The sequence below is a fragment of the Humibacter ginsengiterrae genome, assembly GCF_054780115.1.
The window spans coordinates 230,901-249,123 of record NZ_BAAGWY010000005.1; the positions used below are offsets into that span (position 1 = coordinate 230,901).

Genomic DNA, 18,223 nt, shown 5'->3' on the forward strand with positions numbered 1-18,223 from the left:
CTCACGCCAGCGCGATGAGGTCCGCGTAGTCGGCGTTCCAATGGTCTTCGACGCCGTCGGGGAGGATGAGCACCCGCTCCGGGTTGAGCGCCTCCACGGCTCCGGGATCGTGCGAGACCAGCACCACAGCGCCCTCGTAGTGCGCGAGGGCATCCAGGATCTGCTCGCGGCTCGCCGGGTCGAGGTTGTTGGTCGGCTCGTCGAGCAGCAGCACGTTCGCCCCCGACACGACGATCATCGCGAGCGCCAATCGTGTCTTCTCGCCTCCGGAGAGCACGCCGGCCGGCTTGTGCACGTCGTCGCCGGTGAAGAGGAACGACCCGAGAACCTTGCGCGCCTCGGTCTCGGTGAGATTCGGCGAGCTGGAGACCATGTTCTGCAGCACCGTGCGACCGACGTCGATGGTCTCGTGCTCCTGCGCGTAATAGCCGATGCGCAGCCCGTGTCCCGGCTCGATCGAGCCCGTGTCGGGCACATCGATGCCGCCCAGGATGCGCAGCAGCGTCGTCTTGCCGGCGCCGTTCAGCCCGATCACGACGACCTTCGACCCGCGGTCGATAGCGAGGTCCACCGCGGTGAAGATCTCCAGCGAGCCGTAGCTCTTCGAGAGATCGGATGCCATCAGCGGGGTTCGTCCGCAGGCTGCGGGTGTCGGGAAGCGCAGCTTGGCGACGCGGTCCGCCTGACGCACCTCATCGAGGCCGTTCAGCAGGCGTTCCGCGCGCGCCACCATCTGGTGCGCTGCGGCGGCCTTGGTGGCCTTGGCGCCGAACTTCGCCGCCTGGGCCTGCAACGCCGAGGCCTTCTTCTCCGCGTTCGCCCGCTCCTTCTTGCGACGCTCCTCATCCGCAGCCCGCTGCGCGAGGTACGCCCTCCACCCCATGTTGTAGATGTCGATAACCTGGCGGTTGGCATCCAGGTAGAACACCTTGTTCACCGTCTCCCCGACGAGCTCGACGTCGTGGCTGATCACGATCAGGCCGCCCTTGTAGCTCTTCAGGAACTCGCGCAGCCAGACCACGGAGTCGGCGTCGAGGTGGTTGGTGGGCTCGTCGAGAATCATGGTGTCGGCGTCGGAGAACAGGATGCGTGCCAGCTCGATGCGGCGGCGCTGGCCGCCTGACAGGGTGCGCAGCGGCTGGTCGAGGATGCGGTCCGGCAGCGACAGGTTGTGCGCGATCGACGCCGCCTCCGCCTCGGCCGCATAGCCGCCCTGCGCCTCGAACCGCTCGGTGAGGCTCGCGTAGCGTCGCATCGCCTTGTCGGCGGCGGCCCGATCGTCGGATGCCATGCTCATCGACGCCTCGTGCATTCCGAGCGCGAGCGTGCCGAGGCCCCGGGCGTCGAGGATGCGTGTGCGGGCGAGCATGTCGGGGTCCCCGGTGCGCGGATCCTGAGGGAGGTAGCCGATGTCATCTGACCGGTCGACGCGGCCGTCGGTGGGCAGCAGATCGCCGGCGAGCACCTTGGTCAGCGTCGTCTTGCCCGCACCGTTGCGCCCGACCAGGCCGATCTTGTCGCCCGCAGCCACCCGGAATGTCACACCCGACATCAGGGTGCGCGCGCCGACGCGGATCTCGAGGTCGTGCACGGCGAGCACAGGCGTGGTCCAGTTCTGTTCGAGGCGAAGGATGATGCGCGAAAGCGCCATACAAGATTAGCGGAGGGTGCCGAGCAGGAGTTTCTGTCGAATCCGGTTCTCCATCGGCTGCGACCGGCTTCGCACACAGACAAGCCGAAAACTCGCGAACGCGACACGCTCTACAAGGCGGCGGCCCTGACGGCGCCGAACGCGACCACGCGATCTGCCGGCCGCGGGACGCCGCCGCTTGCGCGGCGTGCAGGACAACTCAGATCGCGAAGCCCAACGCCCGCATCATGTCGCGGCCGTCTTCGGTGATGCGCTCAGGGCCCCACGGCGGCATCCACACCCAGTTGATGCGGAAGCGTTCGACGACGCCGTCCAGGGACTCGGCGGTCTGCTCCTCGAGCACATCGGTGAGCGGGCATCCTGCGCTGGTCAGCGTCATGGAGATGACGAGCGCGTCGTTCTCGTCATCCCAGGAGAGGTCATAGATGAGACCGAGGTCGACGACGTTCACGCCGAGCTCCGGGTCCATCACGTCCTTCAGCGCCTCTTCGACCTGGTCGTAGAGGTCGGGAGCGAGGGTGGAGGGCATGATGCTCAGCCTACGCTCGCGGCCTGATCGTCGGTCAGGACGGCATCGGTGTCTTCCTCGCCGTCGGAGACGAAGCGCACGTAGCCCTCCTCCTCCAGCTGCTCTGCGAGCTCCGGGCCACCCTCTTCGGCGACGCGTCCTGCGACGAAAACGTGCACGAAGTCCGGCTTGATGTAGCGCAGGATGCGCGTGTAGTGCGTGATCAGCAGCACACCGAGGTTGGTGTTGTCGTGTGCCCGGTTCACGCCCTCGGAGACGATCTTCAGCGCGTCGATGTCGAGGCCGGAGTCGGTCTCGTCGAGCACGGCGAACTTCGGCTTCAGAAGCTCGAGCTGCAGGATCTCGTTGCGCTTCTTCTCACCGCCGGAGAATCCCTCGTTGACGTTGCGGGAGGCGAACGAGGCATCCATCTTGAGGTTGGACATGGCCGTCTTGACGTCCTTGGTCCACGTGCGGATGCTCGGTGCTTCACCGTCGATCGCCGTCTTCGCAGTGCGCAGGAAGTTGGTGTTCGTCACACCGGGGATCTCCACGGGGTACTGCATCGCGAGGAAGAGGCCCGCCCTGGCGCGCTCGTCGGCCGTCATCGAGAGTACGTCGACGCCGTCGAGCTCGATGCTGCCCCGGGTGACGGTGTACTTCGGGTGGCCGGCGATGGTGTAGGCAAGGGTCGACTTGCCGGATCCGTTGGGGCCCATGATGGCGTGGATCTCACCGGTGTTGATGCTGAGATCGACGCCGCGGAGGATCTCCTTGGTCCCCTGGTCGGTCTCGACGGTGACGTGCAGGTCGCGGATGGCGAGTGTTGACATGGATCAGATGGCTTTCGTGATGGTCGGGTCGATGAAGATGTCTCCGTCGGTGATCTCGACGGTGAAAACGGGGACCGGCTCGTAGGCCGGCAGGTTCAGTGGCTGTCCGGTGAGCAGGGAGAACTGCGAGCCGTGCGCCCAGCACTCGATGGCCTCGCCCTCGATGAACCCCTCGGACAGCGAGATGTCGCCGTGCGTGCAGGTGTCGCCGATGGCGTGGATGTCGCCGGCCGAGTCCTTCACGAGCGCGATCGGCACCCCGCCGACCACAACCCGCTTGGCCTGATTCTCGACGAGTTCGGATGCCGGGCAGACGCGTTCAGCGCTCATCGCGCGTCACCCTGCACGGGTGCACCGCCGGTGAGCTCGGCCTCGATAGCGGCCTGCAGGTGCTCCTCGAGCTCCGGCGAACCGATCTGCTGCACGATCTCGACGAGGAATCCGCGAACGACGAGGCGACGTGCCTCGTCCTCGGTGATTCCGCGTGACTGCAGGTAGAACAGCTGCTCGTCGTCGAACCGGCCGGTCGCGCTGGCGTGACCGGCTCCGACGATGTCGCCGATCTCGATCTCGAGGTTGGGCACCGAGTCGGCGCGCGCTCCCTCGGTGAGCACGAGGTTGCGGTTCTGCTCGTAGCTGTCGGTGCCGACCGCCTTCTGGCCGATCAGCACGTCGCCGATCCATACGGTCTGGGCGGATGCGCCCTGCAGTGCGCCCTTGTACGTCACGCGGCTGCGCTGGTGCTGCTCGTCGTGGAAGACGTACACCTGGTGCTCGATGTACTGACCGGCATCCGCGAAGTAGGCGCCGTACGCCTCGATCTCCGCTCCCGGACCGGTGAGGTGCACGGCCGGGTTCAGGCGGATGAACGCGCCGCCGAGCGAGACGACGACGTGCTTGAGCAGCGCGTCGCGGCCGACCGACGCGAAGTGCGTCGAGACGTGCCTGGAAGCATCCGTCCACTCCTGCACGCTCACCAGGGTGAGCCTGGCGCCCTGGTCGAGGATCACCTCGACGTTCTCGGTGAGACTGGCGTCTCCCGCGTTGCGCAGCAGAAGGGTGGCGGTGCTGCCTGCGGTGGCGTGGATGACGGTGTGCGCGGCACGATCGGAAGTGCCGAGCGCCGAGCGTGTCAGGCTCGCCTCCCCGGCGTTCCCGGAGACTGTGACGAGCAGCGCCTCGCCGAACGACGTCCACGCCGCCGCGGATGCCTTCTCCTCCGGAACTCCCGCCGCGCCGACGAGCGCATGGTCGCGGGCGACCCACTCGGCGGTCACCTGACCGCTGACGTCAGACGACGTGCGCAGATCGTAATCGTACCGGGAGCCGTCAAGGCCGGGCTCGAAAAGCTGCGCGATGCGGGCGACCGGCGTGTAGCGCCAGGTCGCTTCACGGCCGGTGACGGAGTCGAAGTCGGCGACGTCGGTGGACTTGAAACGCTCGGATCGGGTCTGAACGGGAACGAAGGCTGGTTCGGTCTCGATGATCGTCATTCCTCAGCCCACGCTGCCTTCCATGCCCATCTCGATGAGCTTGTTGAGTTCGAGCGCGTACTCCATCGGGAGCTCCCGCGCGATCGGCTCGATGAACCCGCGCACGATCATCGCCATGGCCTCGTCCTCTGGCAGGCCGCGGCTCATCAGGTAGAACAGCTGCTCCTCGCTGACACGGGAGACGGTCGCCTCGTGGCCGAGCTGCACGTCGTCCACCCGGATGTCGATGGCCGGGTACGTGTCGCTGCGCGAGATGGTGTCCACCAGCAGGGCGTCGCAACGCACCGTGTTCGCCGCGTGGTGGGCATCCTTCTCCACCCGTACCTCACCGCGGTAGCCGGCACGTCCGCCGCCTCGCGCGATCGACTTGGAGACGATCGAGGACTGCGTGTACGGCGCCATGTGAATCATCTTGGCGCCGGCGTCCTGGTGCTGACCCGGGCCTGCGAACGCCACGGAGAGCGTCTCGCCCTTGGCGTGCTCCCCCGCCAGGTAGATGGACGGGTACTTCATGGTCACCTTGGACCCGATGTTGCCGTCGATCCACTCCATGGTGGCGCCCTCGTGCGCGATGGCGCGCTTCGTGACCAGGTTGTAGACGTTGTTCGACCAGTTCTGGATGGTCGTGTAACGAGCGCGTGCGCCCTTCTTCACGATGATCTCGACGACGGCCGAGTGCAGCGAGTCGGACTTGTAGATCGGGGCGGTGCAGCCCTCGATGTAGTGCACGTAGCTGTCTTCGTCGGCGATGATGAGCGTGCGCTCGAACTGGCCCATGTTCTCCGTGTTGATGCGGAAGTAGGCCTGCAGCGGGATGTCTACATGCACGCCCTTCGGCACGTACACGAACGATCCCCCGGACCACACGGCGGTGTTGAGCGAGGCGAACTTGTTGTCGCCTGCCGGGATCACGGTGCCGAAGTACTCCTCGAAGAACTCGGGGTTCTCGCGAAGAGCGGTGTCGGTGTCTTTGAAGATCACACCTTGGCGCTCGAGGTCCTCGCGGATCTGGTGGTACACCACCTCGGACTCGTACTGCGCGGCGACGCCCGCGACCAGGCGCTGGCGCTCGGCCTCGGGGATGCCGAGTTTCTCGTACGTGTTCCGGATGTCTTCAGGCAGGTCCTCCCAGCTCTGCGCCTGCTTCTCCGTGGAGCGCACGAAGTACTTGATGTTGTCGAAGTCGATCTCGGAGAGGTCGGCTCCCCATGTCGGCATCGGTTTGCGCTGGAAGAGCTGGAGAGCCTTCAGCCGGCGCTGGAGCATCCACTCCGGCTCGTTCTTGAGAGCCGAGATGTCGCGGACCACCTGATCGGAGAGACCGCGTCGGGCAGTGGCCCCCGCCTCGTCTGAATCGGCCCAGCCGAACTCGTACTGGCCGAGGCCGGCGAGCTCGGGACGGTCGATGAGAACGTCTGACATTGTGATTACCTCGTTTTCCTGCCGCCCGTGACCGGCTTCAGACCGGCTCCCACCTACGTGTTCGTGTCATCGCGGGTCGGTGACACCGAGGCAGGATTGTGCGGATGGCTTGCGAGTGCGAACGATGCACTCCTGAACCACTCGATTCTACAGGGCGGGCCCGCGCCCGAGCCGAATATGGGCCGATGCTCAGCGGACCCGACGGGTCGGCGCGACTTCGCGGCCGTCAGTCGTCTTGCCGGCCGTACGCGGCCGCGATCTCCTGCGGCGACGCCCATCGGCTGTAGGTGGGCGACTGCGGCCACCCCTCCGGCGAATCCTGCCACTCCTCCTGCCGGCCGTACGGCAGCACATCGATCAGCGGGAAAGTGTGGCTGAGCTGCTCGACGCCGCGCCCGCTCGTGTGCCAGGTGCGGTAGACCGTATCGCCGTCGCGGAGGAACACGTTGACGGCGAATCCGCCGCCGGCGGGAGCGTCCACATCAGCGCCGAATGGGCTGTTCGCTGTGGAGTACCAGTCGAAGCGGTTGCCGACCTTCTGCTTGTATGCCAGTGCCTCATCGATCGGTCCCTGCGTCACGATGACGAAGCGGGCGTCGTATGGCTCGAGGAATTCGAAGCGGGTGAACTGGGCGGTGAAGCCGGTGCATCCGGGACATTGCCATTCCTCATCGTCGAACCACATGTGGTTGTAGACGATCAGCTGGCTTCGGCCCTCGAAGACGTCGGCCAGCCGCACCGGACCGTTCTCGCCCTCCAGCGTGTAGTCGGGCATCCGCACCATGGGCAGTCTTCTGCGCTGGGCGGCGACAGCGTCGAGCTCCCTCGTCGCAGCCTTCTCACGCATGCGCAGAGCTTCCAGTTCTCGGCGCCAGGTCTCCTGATCGACGACGGGCGGTAATGCAGTCATGAGGATCTCCCACCGGTTCGCTGTGTTGTGCCGATGATGGCCACGTTAGGTGCGGCCTGCGACAAAGACCAGAGTGAGCGGAGATCGGGTGGTGTCGAATATCTCGGCGTCAGCGATCGGCGAATGAACCGGCGATGCCGCCGAGGGAGAAGTAGCGATTCAGCAGCCCGAAGATGAGCAGCGGCGGGATCACGATGACCAGCACGAGTCCCGGAGTGCGTGCAGCCTGCAGCCCGATGGGCAGGGTGTAGAGCGCGTTCGACTTGATGAAGACGAGAGCGACGAGGTAATCGTTCCAGGTGAGCAGGAAGCAGTAGATCGCCGTGGAGACGATGCCCGGCCAGCAACTGGGCAGCACGACTCGCACGAACGAGCCGAGCACGCTGCATCCGTCGAGCCAGGCGGACTCTTCTAGGCGCAGCGGCACCGCGTCGATGGCGGCGGTGAGCATCCAGACGGCCACCGCCACCGACAGCCCGATGTAGATGATCGTGAGGCCGCCGAGCGAGTCGACAAGGCCGGCTCTGGCGAACAGCACGAAGAGCGGGATGACCAGCACGACGACCGGGAGCGACTGCACGATGAACAGAACGAGCGAGTAGGCGGCGACGAGCCGGCCCCGCCCCCGCGACAGGGCGTAGGCCGCGGGCGCCGCGACGACGATCGCGACCGCCGTCGTCACGCTAGCCACGAGCAGACTGTTGCCCAGCCACGTCAGCGCAGGGGTGAATCGGAACGTGGCGAGGATGCCCGCCAGCGGTCCGCCCGCTGCCTGCCGGTCTCCGGGGGCGCCGGGCAGGAACGCCGCCGCGAGAACGGGCCAGAGCGGTGCGGTGACCAGTGCGCAGATGACGACGATCGCGATGAGACGCGCACCCGACGAGGCCGCGGAGCGCACCCTCCGGCGCACCGGCGCGGCCGGCACTCAGTTCGCCCGTTCGGGGAGCGGCGCGGTGCTCTTCGCACGATCCGCGTTGACGGCCCGCTCAGCCGTCGCCATGTGCACGCTCGGGAACAGCCCGGGGTTCACGTCGAGCAGCACTCGGAGCGCGCCCACCCAGACCAGGGCCGCCAGCAGAAGGTGGATCGCCACCAGCAGCGAGGGAAGCGCGGTCAGCGACTGTGCGAGGCCGACGGCGGCCTGCACGACGACCACACCGACGAACATCGCCGTGCGACGCAGCGGAGTAATCGCACGCGAACGCCAGAGCACGACTCCGAGCACGATCGCCACCACGAGGGTGACCGTTCCGAGCACGCCGTGCACGATCGTGATGTCGACCCAGTCGAAGGCCATGCGCGGCACCGCGACGGTGTCGCCGGAGTGCGGCCCCGACCCCGACACGAGCGTCCCGACGACGATCAGCACCGCCGTGAGCACCGCCAGGGCCCAGCTGAGGACACGGGCCGGCGGCGTGACGCGTGCCAGGGCATCCTTCGAGACGGCCGCCTCGTGCACGCGATGCCAGGTGAGCGTCGTGGTCGTGAGCAGACCCATCGCCATCACGAAGTGGAAGGCGACGACGTAGGGGTTGAGGCCGGTCCACACGCTGACGCCGCCCGCCACCGCGTTGACCACCACGAGCCAGAACTGCGACCAGGCGAGCCGCGTGATGCTGCGTGCGCGCGGCTTCTGCAGCCGTGCGGTGATGATCACCCATGCGACGGCGATGCACAGCACGACGGTGAGCATGCGGTTGGAGAACTCGATGACCGCGTGGATGCCCATGGCCGGCGTCGGCGTCAGCGACGTCGTGTCGCAGGTGGGCCAGGTCGGGCATCCGAGACCGGACCCCGTGACGCGCACGATGCCGCCGCCGAGCACGATCAGCACGCTGACCACGAGAGATGCCGTGGACGCCCAGCGCAGCGATCGGGGCGAGAGCGTGTAGCGGTCGGCGAGCCAGCCGAGCGGAGTCTTGACCGTCACGATCAGAACGGGAGGAGCGGGTCGATGGCTATCGCGAGGAACAGCACCGACAAGTAGGTGATGGAGCCGTGGAACACCCGCATCGGCGAAGGGTTCTCGTGCCGGATGGCCAGCGAGTACAGGCGATGCGTCTCGTAGATGAACCACACGCCGGCGGCCAGTGCGGTGAGTGTGTAGACGAGACCCATGTGTGCGACCGGCACGAGGAGCAGCGAGCACGCCACGGTCGCCCAGGCGTACAGGATGACCTGCAGTCCCACGACAGCGCGACCACGGGTGACGCCGAGCATCGGGACGCCGACCGACTTGTAGTCGTCGCGGTAGCGCATCGACAACGGCCAGTAGTGCGGAGGCGTCCACAGGAAGACGACGCCGAACAGGATGAACGGTGCCCAGTCGAGCGACTCCGTCACGGCGGCCCAGCCGATGAGCACGGGGAAGCATCCCGCGATGCCGCCCCAGATGATGTTCTGCTGCGTGCGGCGCTTCAGCCACAGCGTGTAGACGAACACGTAGAACAGGATCGCCACGACCGAGAGCAGCGCGGCCAGCCAGTTGGTCGTGAAGTAGAGCCACACGGTCGAGGCGACGGCGAGCGCCCAGGAGAAGACGTAGGCCTCACGGGGGGTCAGCTCCCCTGTCACGAGCGGACGGTTCTTGGTGCGCCGCATGACCTTGTCGATGTCGCGGTCGATGTAGCAGTTGAACGCGGCGGCGGAGCCGGCGCTCATCGCGCCGCCGATCACTGTCGCGGCCACCAGCCAGAGGTTCGGCACGCCGCCGGCGGCGAGGAACATCACCGGGATCGTGGTGACGAGGAGCAACTCCATCACCCGGGGTTTGGTAAGGGCGACGTAGGCGGCGAACTTGCGCCGGAACCCGATCCTGGCCGGTACTGTCCGGCTCGTGGCGGCTACGTCCATCGCTCCTCAATCACGTCGACACTCAACGCTCAATCCTAGGTCATGGAGTCGATGCCCATCCCCGCCGTCACACTCGTTCACACGGCCGCCGGGTTTTGTCGGGTGGCCACAGCGCAGGGCCTCCTCAGCCCGCTGGAAACTGGCAATCTCCCTATACTTGGGTGTGCTCGCCTATCGATGCGCGCGCACTACCTCTCACCGGTGCGGGTCCGTTCGACGGGCCCCTCGTTCGCACCGACGAATAAAGAAGGGTCAGTCTCAAGTGGCAGCACTGCAATGGGATCCCATTGACAACAAGGCAGTAGACACCGCGCGCGTCCTTGCCGCGGACGCCGTCGAGAAGGTGGGAAACGGGCATCCCGGCACCGCCATGAGCCTGGCACCGGCCGCGTACCTCCTGTTCCAGCGCGTCATGCGCCGCGACCCCAAAGACCAGCACTGGCTGGGACGCGACCGGTTCGTGCTCTCCGCAGGCCACACCTCCCTCACCCAGTACGTGCAGCTCTACTTCGGCGGGTACGGACTCGAGCTCGACGATCTGAAGGCGCTGCGCACCTGGGGCTCGCTGACACCCGGCCACCCCGAGTACCGCCACACCGACGGCATCGAGATCACCACGGGTCCGCTCGGCCAGGGACTCTCCTCCGCCGTCGGCTTCGCGTACGCGTCCCGGTTCGAGCGCGGACTGTTCGACCCGGATGCCGCCCCCGGCACCAGTCCGTTCGACCATTTCGTCTACGTGATCGCCAGCGACGGCGACATGGAGGAGGGCGTGACGAGCGAGGCATCCTCGCTCGCCGGCCACCAGGAGCTCGGCAACCTCGTCGTGCTGTACGACAGCAACCAGATCTCCATCGAAGATGACACGAACATCGCGTTCACCGAAGACGTGAAGGCGCGTTACGAGGCCTACCACTGGCACGTGCAGGTCGTGGACTGGAAGAAGACGGGCCAGTACGTCGAAGACGTGCAGGCGCTGTTCGACGCCATCGAAGAGGCCAAGGCCGTCACCGACAAGCCGTCGCTGATCGTGCTGAAGACCATCATCGGCTGGCCGAGCCCGAAGAAGCAGAACACCGGCAAGATCCATGGCTCCGCGCTCGGCGGCGACGAGCTGCGTGCCGTCAAGGAGGTTCTCGGCTTCGACCCGGAGCTGACCTTCCAGGTCTCCGACGAGGTCATCGAGCACACCCGCAAAGCGATCGAACGCGGCGCACAGGAGCGGGCCGAGTGGCAGGTCGGCTTCGACGCGTGGGCCGAGGCGAACCCGGAGCGCAAGGCACTGCTCGACCGGTTGCTGGCCGGGGAACTCCCGGACGGCGTCGAGGATGCCCTTCCGGTGTTCGAGCCTGGCAAGGACGTCTCCACCCGCGCCGCGGGCGGCAAGGTGCTGAACGCGATCGCGCCTCTTCTGCCCGAGCTGTGGGGCGGCTCCGCCGACCTCGCCGAGTCGAACAACACGACGATCGAGTCGGGTGCGTCGTTCGTGCCGACCGAGCGCTCCACGCACGAGTGGGCGGGAAACCCCTACGGACGCGTGCTGCACTTCGGCATCCGCGAGCATGCGATGGCGGCCATCCTGAACGGCATCGTGCTGCACGGCCCGACGCGGCCGTTCGGCGGCACGTTCCTCATCTTCAGCGACTACCAGCGTCCCGCGCTGCGGTTGGCCGCGCTGATGAGCATTCCGTCGATCTTCGTCTGGACGCACGACTCCGTCGCCCTCGGCGAGGACGGCCCGACGCACCAGCCGATCGAGCAGCTGGAGACGCTGCGCGCCATCCCGAACTTCACGGTGGTGCGCCCAGGCGACGCCAACGAGGTCGCATACGCGTGGCTCGAGATGCTCAGGCGCCGCGGCGGCCCGATGGGCATCGCGCTCACCAGGCAGAACATCCCCGTGTTCGAGCGCGGCGATGGCGAGGCATCCGGTGACACGTTCGCCTCGGCGGCGGGTGTCGCCAACGGCGGATACGTGCTGGCCGAGGCCCCGGGCGGCACGCCAGACGTGATCATCATCGCGACCGGCTCCGAGGTCCAGCTGGCTGTCGCCGCCCGTGAGACGCTGAAGGCCGACGGGGTGAACGCCCGCGTCGTCTCGATGCCCAGCCAGGAGTGGTTCGAGGAGCAGAGCGCGGAGTACAAGGAATCGGTGCTGCCGGCATCCGTCACCGCACGCGTCTCCGTCGAGGCCGGTCGTGCGCTCACGTGGCGCCCGTACATCGGCGACAAGGGCCGCAGCGTGTCGATCGAGCACTTCGGGGCATCCGCCGACTACAAGACGCTGTTCCAGAAGTTCGGCATCACCGCCGACGCCGTCGTCAACGCCGCCAAGGAGACGATCGCGGCCCAGTAGGCGCGGTCGGGCGAGCGAAAGAACCTAAGAGAAGAAGAGGCGAGAAGAATGACCGAATCCCCCACTGCACGGCTTGCCGCCGAGGGCGTGAGCATCTGGCTCGACGACCTGTCCCGCGACCTCATCACCTCGGGCGGACTGCAGAAGCTGATCGACACCCGCAACGTGGTCGGTGTCACCTCCAACCCGACGATCTTCGCCACGGCGCTGTCCAAGGGCGACGCGTACGACGAGCAGGTGCGTCAGCTCGCCGCAGAGGGCAAAGACGTGCACGAGGCCGTCTTCGAGATCACCACGACGGATGTGCGCAACGCCGCCGACGTGTTCGCTCCCGTCTTTCAGGCATCCGGCGGAGTGGACGGCCGAGTCTCGATCGAGGTGGAGCCTTCTCTCGCGCACGACGCGGAAGGCACGACCGCCCAGGCCAAGCAGCTCTGGGAGAAGGTCGGCAAGCCGAACGCGATGATCAAGATCCCGGCCACGGTCGAAGGTCTGGAGGCCATCGCTGCTGCGACCGCCGCCGGCATCAGCGTCAACGTCACGCTGATCTTCAGCCTCGAGCGCTACCGGCAGGTGATCAACGCCTACCTGAGCGGTCTCGAGCAGGCGAAATCCGCCGGAATCGACCTGTCGACCATCCGCTCGGTCGCCTCGTTCTTCGTCTCCCGGGTCGACACCGAGATCGACAAGCGGCTCGGTGCGATCGGCACCGACGAGGCCGAGGCGCTCAAGGGCAAGGCCGCGGTGGCCAACGCGCGGCTGGCCTACCAGGTGTTCGAGCAGGCGTTCGACTCGGAGCGCGCGAAGGTGCTGCTGGCGGCGGGAGCCAACAAGCAGCGGCCGCTGTGGGCATCCACCGGCGTCAAGGACCCTTCGTACCCCGACACGCTGTACGTGACCACGCTGGTCGCACCGGACGAGGTCAACACGATGCCGGAGAAGACGCTCGAGGCCACGTTCGACCACGGTGAGATCACGGGCAACACGATCGCCGGCACGTACGACGAGTCGAATGAGATGCTGAACAAGATCGCCGCGCTGGGCATCTCGTACGACGACGTCACGCAGACGCTGGAAGACGAGGGCGTCGAGAAGTTCGACGTGTCATGGGCTCAGCTGCTCGACACGGTCACCGCGGCGCTCCAGCAGGCGGGCGCGGCGGAGACCGTGCGGTGAGCTTCAAGATCCACGTCTCGGGCGACGCGGAAGCGGCGGTCAGATCGGCCGTGCCCGGCCTGGTGAACGACCTGGTGGCCTCTGGTATCACCGCTCAGGATGCGGCGCTCTGGGGGCCGGACGCGGAGGCCGAGGCGGGCATCCGCCTCGGCTGGACGGAGGCCGTTGCCATCTCACGTCCGCTCGTGCCGCGGATCGTCGAGCTGCGTGAGAAGTTCCTCGCCGAAGGCATCGACCACTTCGTGCTGAGCGGGATGGGCGGCTCGTCCCTCGCCCCCGAGGTGATCACGCGAACGGGCAACCTCGAGCTGACCATCCTCGACACCACCGATCCAGGGCAGGTGCTCGATGCCGTGAACGACAGGCTGCGCTCCAGCGTGCTCATCGTGTCGTCGAAGTCGGGCTCCACCGTGGAGACCGACAGCCACCGTCGCACATACGAGAAGGCGTTCCGGGATGCCGGCATCGACCCCGCCGAGCGCATCGTTGTCGTCACCGACCCTGGCTCGCCGCTCGATGCTTCCGCCCGGGAGGCCGGCTACGCGGTGTTCAACGCGGACCCTAATGTCGGGGGTCGCTACTCGGCGCTGACCGCGTTCGGGCTGGTGCCCTCCGGTCTCGCCGGTTTCGACATCGAGGAGCTGCTGGAAGAGGCCGAGACCATCTCCCTCGAACTCGCGATCGACGACGAGACGAACCCGGGGCTGATCCTGGGTGCCGCCATCGCCGGCTCCAAGCCTCTGCGCGACAAGCTCGGTATCGTCTCCGACGGCACGCACATCGCGGGCTTCGCCGACTGGGCCGAGCAGCTCATCGCCGAGTCGACCGGCAAGGAGGGCAAGGGGCTCCTGCCCGTCGTGCTCGACGTGGTCTCCCCCGAGCTGTCGCAGAACCTGCCCGACCTGCAGGTCGTACGACTGGTCGACAACGCAGCGGCTCACCACCTCTTCCCTGCCGATCGGCATCGCGGCGAGATCCTGGTCTCCGGCTCGCTCGGCGCAATGTTCCTGGTGTGGGAGTACGCGGTTGCGGTTGCTGGCCGACTTCTCGGCATCGACCCGTTCGACCAGCCGGACGTCGAGTCGGCCAAGAAGGCTGCACGCGGCCTGCTGGACGCGCGTCCCGAGCCGACGGAACCGGCTTTCGTCGACGCCGGCATCGAGGTCCGCGGCGACCCCGCGGTGCTCCGCGATGCGGCGACCGTGGATGCTGCTATCGGTGCACTGCTGGAGCAGCTGCCGGTCAACGGGTACGTCGCCGTCCAGGCGTACGTGAACCGGCTGGCGCTGCCGCAGTTGTCAGGCATCCGCGACTTGCTGGCGGCCAGAGCCAAGCGCCCCGTCACGTTCGGCTGGGGGCCGCGCTTCCTGCACTCGACGGGACAGTTCCACAAGGGCGGTCCCGCCGTCGGCGTGTTCCTGCAGATCCTCGCCCGCGAGCCGGACGACCTGCAGGTGCCAGACCGTCCGTTCACGTTCGGCCAGCTGATCCAGGCTCAGGCCGACGGGGACGCCGCCGTGCTCGCACAGCACGGACGTCCCGTTGTCACTCTCACCCTCACCGACCCCACCACGAACGTCGAGACCCTCTTCGGCGACGTGGACGACTGAACCGACACGAGGAGATCCATGTCACCGGTGGCAATCACCGCGGATCATAATCCGCTCCGGGTACCGGAGGACCGCCGGCTCAACCGCATCGCGGGCCCGAGCAGCCTCATCATCTTCGGCGTGACAGGCGACCTGTCCCGCAAGAAGCTGATGCCCGCCGTCTACGACCTCGCGAACCGAGGTCTTCTTCCGCCAGGGTTCGCGCTCGTCGGATTCGCCCGGCGCGACTGGGCGGACCAGGACTTCGAGAAGGTTGTCTACGACGCCGTGAAGCAGTACGCCCGCACCGAGTTCCGTGACGAGGTGTGGCGCCAGCTTGCTCGGGGCATCCGCTTCGTGCCCGGCGAGTTCGACGACGATGCCGCGTTCGAGCGGCTCAAGCAGACGGTCGACGCACTCGATCGCGAGCGCGGCACGATGGGCAACCACGCGTTCTACCTGTCGATCCCGCCGAAGGCGTTCCCGCTCGTCACCGAGCAGCTGCGTCGCTCCGGCCTGGCCGAGCAGTCCAAGGGATGGCGCCGGGTCGTAATCGAGAAGCCGTTCGGCTCCGACCTGAAGACAGCCCGCGAGCTGAACAAGGTGGTCGAGACGGTCTTCCCGCCCGACGCGGTGTTCCGCATCGACCACTATCTCGGCAAGGAGACGGTGCAGAACATCCTGGCTCTGCGCTTCGCCAACGAGCTGTACGAACCGATCTGGAACGCGAACTACGTGGACCACGTACAGATCACGATGGCCGAGGACATCGGCGTCGGCGGCCGTGCCGGCTACTACGACGGCATCGGCGCGGCTCGCGACGTCATCCAGAACCACCTGCTGCAGCTGCTCGCCCTGACGGCGATGGAGGAGCCAGTGTCGTTCGACGCCGCGGACCTGCGTGCCGAGAAGGAGAAGGTGCTCAAGGCCGTGCGGTTGCCGAGGGATCTGGCCACCGCAACGGCGCGTGGTCAGTACTCGGGCGGATGGCAGGGCGGCGAGAAGGTCGTCGGGTTCCTCGACGAGGACGGGATGAACCCGCACTCCACGACCGAGACCTATGCCGCCATCAAGCTCGAGATCGGAACCCGCCGGTGGGCCGGCGTTCCGTTCTACCTGCGAGCGGGAAAGCGCCTCGGCCGCCGGGTCACCGAGATCGCCGTGGTGTTCAAGCGTGCACCGCAGCAGCTCTTCGCCGAGTCGCAGACCAGCGCGCTCGGCCAGAACGCCCTCGTCATCCGGGTGCAGCCGGACGAGGGCGTGACGATCAGGTTCGGCTCCAAGGTTCCGGGGGCCGGCATGCAGGTGCGCGACGTGAGCATGGACTTCGGCTACGGCCACGCGTTCACGGAGGCCAGTCCCGAGGCGTACGAGCGCCTCATCCTCGACGTGCTGCTCGGCGACCCGCCGCTGTTCCCGCGCCACGAAGAGGTGGAGCTGTCGTGGAAGATCCTGGACCCGATCGAGGAGTTCTGGGCATCGCACGGCGTGCCGGAGCAGTACCGGCCGGGAACCTGGGGCCCGGCATCCGCTGACGAACTACTCGCCCGCGACGGGCGGACCTGGAGGCGCCCATGATCGTCGACCTGCCCGACACGACCAGCAGCAACGTGTCGAAGACACTGATCAAGATCCGCGAGGAGGGCGGTGCTGTCGCACTCGGCCGCGTCCTCACGCTGATCATCGCCACCCGGCTCGGCCAGGAGGAAGAGGTCATCGAGGCGGCGAACGAGGCGTCGCGCGAGCATCCGATGCGCGTCATCGTCGTCTCGACGGCCGACCCCGATCATCCGCACGCGGATTCCGCAAGCCGGCTCGACGCGCAGATCCGCGTCGGCGGCGATGCGGGCGCGAGCGAGGTCATCGTGCTGCGCGCCTACGGGGAGACCGCGAGCGACGAAGAGGGTCTGGTGACGGCGCTGCTTCTGCCGGATGCCCCCGTCGTCGTGTGGTGGCCGGGCACGGCGCCCGACGTGGTGTCCACCTCGGCGCTCGGACGCATCGCGACCTGCCGCATCACGGACTCGTCCTCCGCCGGCGATCCGCACGAGGCGCTGCTGCATCTTGCCGAGACGTACGCGCCTGGCGACACCGACTTCGCATGGACGCGGCTCACGCTGTGGCGCGCCCAGCTCGCCGCCGCGCTCGATCAGCCCCCGTACGAGCCGGTCGAGTCGGTCGAAGTGTCAGGCGCGCCCGACTCCCCGTCGACGGTGCTGCTGGCCGCGTGGCTGCGCCTTCAGCTGGATGCCCCAGTGCAGCACGACCTGACGGCGCGGCAGCGCGGGCTGAGCGGCATCCACGGCGTCCAGCTGCGCAGGGCATCGGGAACGATCGAGCTGGTGCGCGACATCCCCGATGTCGCGACGCTGAGCCAGCCCGGAGAGCCGACGCACGATCTCGCGCTCCCCCGGCGTAACCTGCGCGACTGCCTCGCCGAGGAGCTGCGCCGACTCGATCCGGACGAGCTGTACGGAAGGGTCCTGACCAAGGGCCTCCCGCTTCTGGAGTCCGAGGAACAGGAAGCGGCGGCACGATGACCGGTGAACGGCGCGTGCTCGTGCACCACGACCGGGATGCCCTGGTCTCCGCCGTCGCAGCACGCTTCCTCTCGAAGACGGCCGACCTCGTCGCCGACCGGGGCAAGGCGCACGTGTGCCTCACCGGCGGCACGGTGGGCATCGGCGTGCTCGCAGCCGTCGGCGGGTCCGAAGCTCGCGGCTCCGTCGACTGGTCGAAGGTGCACTTCTGGTGGGGGGACGAACGGTGGGTGCCCGCCGATTCCGAAGATCGCAATGACAAGCAGGCGAGGGAAGCGCTCCTCGACCGCCTCGAGATCCCGGCGGCGAACGTGCATCCGTTCCCGGCGTCCGACTCCGGTCTCGGGCTTGACGACGCGGCAGATGCCTACGCGCGGGAGCTGGAGCGGTTCTCGAAGAAGGGGCTGCCGTACCCGCGCTTCGACATCACGTTCCTCGGCGTCGGACCGGACGGGCACATCGCCTCCTTGTTCCCCGACCGCTCGGGCATCCGCGAGACCGAGCGCGCCGTGATCGCCGTGCGCGACTCCCCCAAGCCGCCACCCGAACGGCTCAGCCTGACCCGGCCCGTGCTGAACGCATCCGCGCGCATCTGGCTCGTGCTCGCCGGCGCAGACAAGGCATCCGCCCTCGGGCTTGCCCTGGCCGGCGCCAGCTATACGGAGGTGCCCGCTGCGGGCGCGAAGGGCCGCAAGCGCACGGTCTTCTTCGTCGACCAGGATGCCTCCGCCGAGGTTCCGGAGAGCCTCATCGCGCAGGAATACTGACGACTGATATGTGTTGAGTTTTGTCAAGGGGGCGTGGTGAAGCGCCGCCGGATTGGTTGCCTGGCGGCGCTTCCTCGTTCGCTGGCGGGGTCGGGGTGCGGCGTGTCTGGTGACGCGTGGTCAGT

General features: G+C 67.4%; 16 protein-coding genes. 6 read left to right on the forward strand and 10 right to left on the reverse strand.

All coding sequences use genetic code 11. The features are described 5' to 3' along the window. Position 1: 1 nt before the first annotated feature. The 10 genes from abc-f to ACYVII_RS08870 all read right to left on the reverse strand — a co-directional run bounded on the left by abc-f (position 2) and on the right by ACYVII_RS08870 (position 9,670). Positions 2-1,600: a ribosomal protection-like ABC-F family protein gene (abc-f, locus tag ACYVII_RS08825; RefSeq protein ID WP_460534060.1), complete on the reverse strand. Its 1,599-nt coding sequence runs from the start codon at positions 1,598-1,600 to the stop codon at positions 2-4. Positions 1,601-1,850: 250 nt separating this feature from the next. After that, positions 1,851-2,180 carry a metal-sulfur cluster assembly factor gene (locus ACYVII_RS08830; RefSeq protein ID WP_460533999.1) on the reverse strand — a complete coding sequence of 110 codons (330 nt, stop codon included), beginning with the start codon at positions 2,178-2,180 and terminating at the stop codon, positions 1,851-1,853. Between the two features lie 5 nt (positions 2,181-2,185). Then, positions 2,186-2,992 (reverse strand): ABC transporter ATP-binding protein, encoded by an 807-nt coding sequence (gene sufC / locus ACYVII_RS08835; RefSeq protein WP_460534001.1) that lies wholly within the window; start codon positions 2,990-2,992, stop codon positions 2,186-2,188. A gap of 3 nt (positions 2,993-2,995) precedes the next feature. After that, positions 2,996-3,322 carry a non-heme iron oxygenase ferredoxin subunit gene (locus ACYVII_RS08840; protein WP_460534003.1) on the reverse strand — a complete coding sequence of 109 codons (327 nt, stop codon included), beginning with the start codon at positions 3,320-3,322 and terminating at the stop codon, positions 2,996-2,998. Next, positions 3,319-4,485 (reverse strand): SufB/SufD family protein, encoded by a 1,167-nt coding sequence (locus ACYVII_RS08845; RefSeq protein ID WP_460534005.1) that lies wholly within the window; start codon positions 4,483-4,485, stop codon positions 3,319-3,321. The genes ACYVII_RS08840 and ACYVII_RS08845 overlap by 4 nt, the downstream gene beginning before the upstream one ends. A 3-nt stretch (positions 4,486-4,488) precedes the next feature. Further along, positions 4,489-5,907 (reverse strand): Fe-S cluster assembly protein SufB, encoded by a 1,419-nt coding sequence (sufB, locus tag ACYVII_RS08850; RefSeq protein WP_460534007.1) that lies wholly within the window; start codon positions 5,905-5,907, stop codon positions 4,489-4,491. 226 nt (positions 5,908-6,133) lie between these two features. Then, a complete protein-coding gene (locus tag ACYVII_RS08855; RefSeq protein WP_460534009.1) occupies positions 6,134-6,817 on the reverse strand; it encodes a DUF899 domain-containing protein in 684 nt (227 codons plus the stop codon). 109 nt (positions 6,818-6,926) lie between these two features. Further along, on the reverse strand, positions 6,927-7,742 hold the full coding sequence (locus ACYVII_RS08860) for a carbohydrate ABC transporter permease (RefSeq protein ID WP_460534011.1): 816 nt from the start codon (positions 7,740-7,742) through the stop codon (positions 6,927-6,929). Next, positions 7,743-8,747: a COX15/CtaA family protein gene (locus tag ACYVII_RS08865; protein ID WP_460534013.1), complete on the reverse strand. Its 1,005-nt coding sequence runs from the start codon at positions 8,745-8,747 to the stop codon at positions 7,743-7,745. A 2-nt stretch (positions 8,748-8,749) separates the two neighbouring features. Further along, a complete protein-coding gene (locus tag ACYVII_RS08870; RefSeq protein ID WP_460534015.1) occupies positions 8,750-9,670 on the reverse strand; it encodes a protoheme IX farnesyltransferase in 921 nt (306 codons plus the stop codon). Positions 9,671-9,932: 262 nt separating this feature from the next. Here ACYVII_RS08870 and tkt point away from each other — a divergent pair, with 262 nt between their 5' ends. From tkt to pgl, 6 genes are read left to right on the forward strand one after another with little or no spacing between them, the layout of a single operon-like run. Beyond that, on the forward strand, positions 9,933-12,026 hold the full coding sequence (tkt, locus tag ACYVII_RS08875; RefSeq protein ID WP_460534017.1) for a transketolase family protein: 2,094 nt from the start codon (positions 9,933-9,935) through the stop codon (positions 12,024-12,026). Positions 12,027-12,074: 48 nt separating this feature from the next. Further along, on the forward strand, positions 12,075-13,202 hold the full coding sequence (gene tal / locus ACYVII_RS08880; RefSeq protein WP_460534019.1) for a transaldolase: 1,128 nt from the start codon (positions 12,075-12,077) through the stop codon (positions 13,200-13,202). Continuing rightward, the gene (locus tag ACYVII_RS08885) at positions 13,199-14,812 is read left to right on the forward strand and encodes a glucose-6-phosphate isomerase (RefSeq protein ID WP_460534021.1); all 1,614 of its coding nucleotides are present in this window, start codon (positions 13,199-13,201) and stop codon (positions 14,810-14,812) included. The genes tal and ACYVII_RS08885 overlap by 4 nt, the downstream gene beginning before the upstream one ends. An 18-nt stretch (positions 14,813-14,830) precedes the next feature. Next, complete coding sequence (zwf, locus tag ACYVII_RS08890) at positions 14,831-16,369, forward strand: glucose-6-phosphate dehydrogenase (protein WP_460534023.1); 1,539 nt, start codon at positions 14,831-14,833, stop codon at positions 16,367-16,369. Then, entirely contained in the window at positions 16,366-17,331 is a 966-nt protein-coding gene (locus tag ACYVII_RS08895) for a glucose-6-phosphate dehydrogenase assembly protein OpcA (protein ID WP_460534025.1), read from the forward strand. The genes zwf and ACYVII_RS08895 overlap by 4 nt, the downstream gene beginning before the upstream one ends. Continuing rightward, positions 17,328-18,098 (forward strand): 6-phosphogluconolactonase, encoded by a 771-nt coding sequence (gene pgl / locus ACYVII_RS08900; protein WP_460534027.1) that lies wholly within the window; start codon positions 17,328-17,330, stop codon positions 18,096-18,098. The genes ACYVII_RS08895 and pgl overlap by 4 nt, the downstream gene beginning before the upstream one ends. Positions 18,099-18,223: the final 125 nt, after the last annotated feature.

Coding starts and splice junctions, on each gene's coding strand:
- ACYVII_RS08895 (WP_460534025.1), top strand. CDS start 16,366: ATGATCGTCGACCTGCCCGACACGACCAGCAGCAACGTGTCGAAGACA.
- ACYVII_RS08830 (WP_460533999.1), bottom strand. CDS start 2,180: ATGCCCTCCACCCTCGCTCCCGACCTCTACGACCAGGTCGAAGAGGCG.
- sufB (WP_460534007.1), bottom strand. CDS start 5,907: ATGTCAGACGTTCTCATCGACCGTCCCGAGCTCGCCGGCCTCGGCCAG.
- pgl (WP_460534027.1), top strand. CDS start 17,328: ATGACCGGTGAACGGCGCGTGCTCGTGCACCACGACCGGGATGCCCTG.
- ACYVII_RS08855 (WP_460534009.1), bottom strand. CDS start 6,817: ATGACTGCATTACCGCCCGTCGTCGATCAGGAGACCTGGCGCCGAGAA.
- ACYVII_RS08870 (WP_460534015.1), bottom strand. CDS start 9,670: ATGGACGTAGCCGCCACGAGCCGGACAGTACCGGCCAGGATCGGGTTC.
- tal (WP_460534019.1), top strand. CDS start 12,075: ATGACCGAATCCCCCACTGCACGGCTTGCCGCCGAGGGCGTGAGCATC.
- ACYVII_RS08845 (WP_460534005.1), bottom strand. CDS start 4,485: ATGACGATCATCGAGACCGAACCAGCCTTCGTTCCCGTTCAGACCCGA.
- zwf (WP_460534023.1), top strand. CDS start 14,831: ATGTCACCGGTGGCAATCACCGCGGATCATAATCCGCTCCGGGTACCG.
- sufC (WP_460534001.1), bottom strand. CDS start 2,992: ATGTCAACACTCGCCATCCGCGACCTGCACGTCACCGTCGAGACCGAC.
- ACYVII_RS08840 (WP_460534003.1), bottom strand. CDS start 3,322: ATGAGCGCTGAACGCGTCTGCCCGGCATCCGAACTCGTCGAGAATCAG.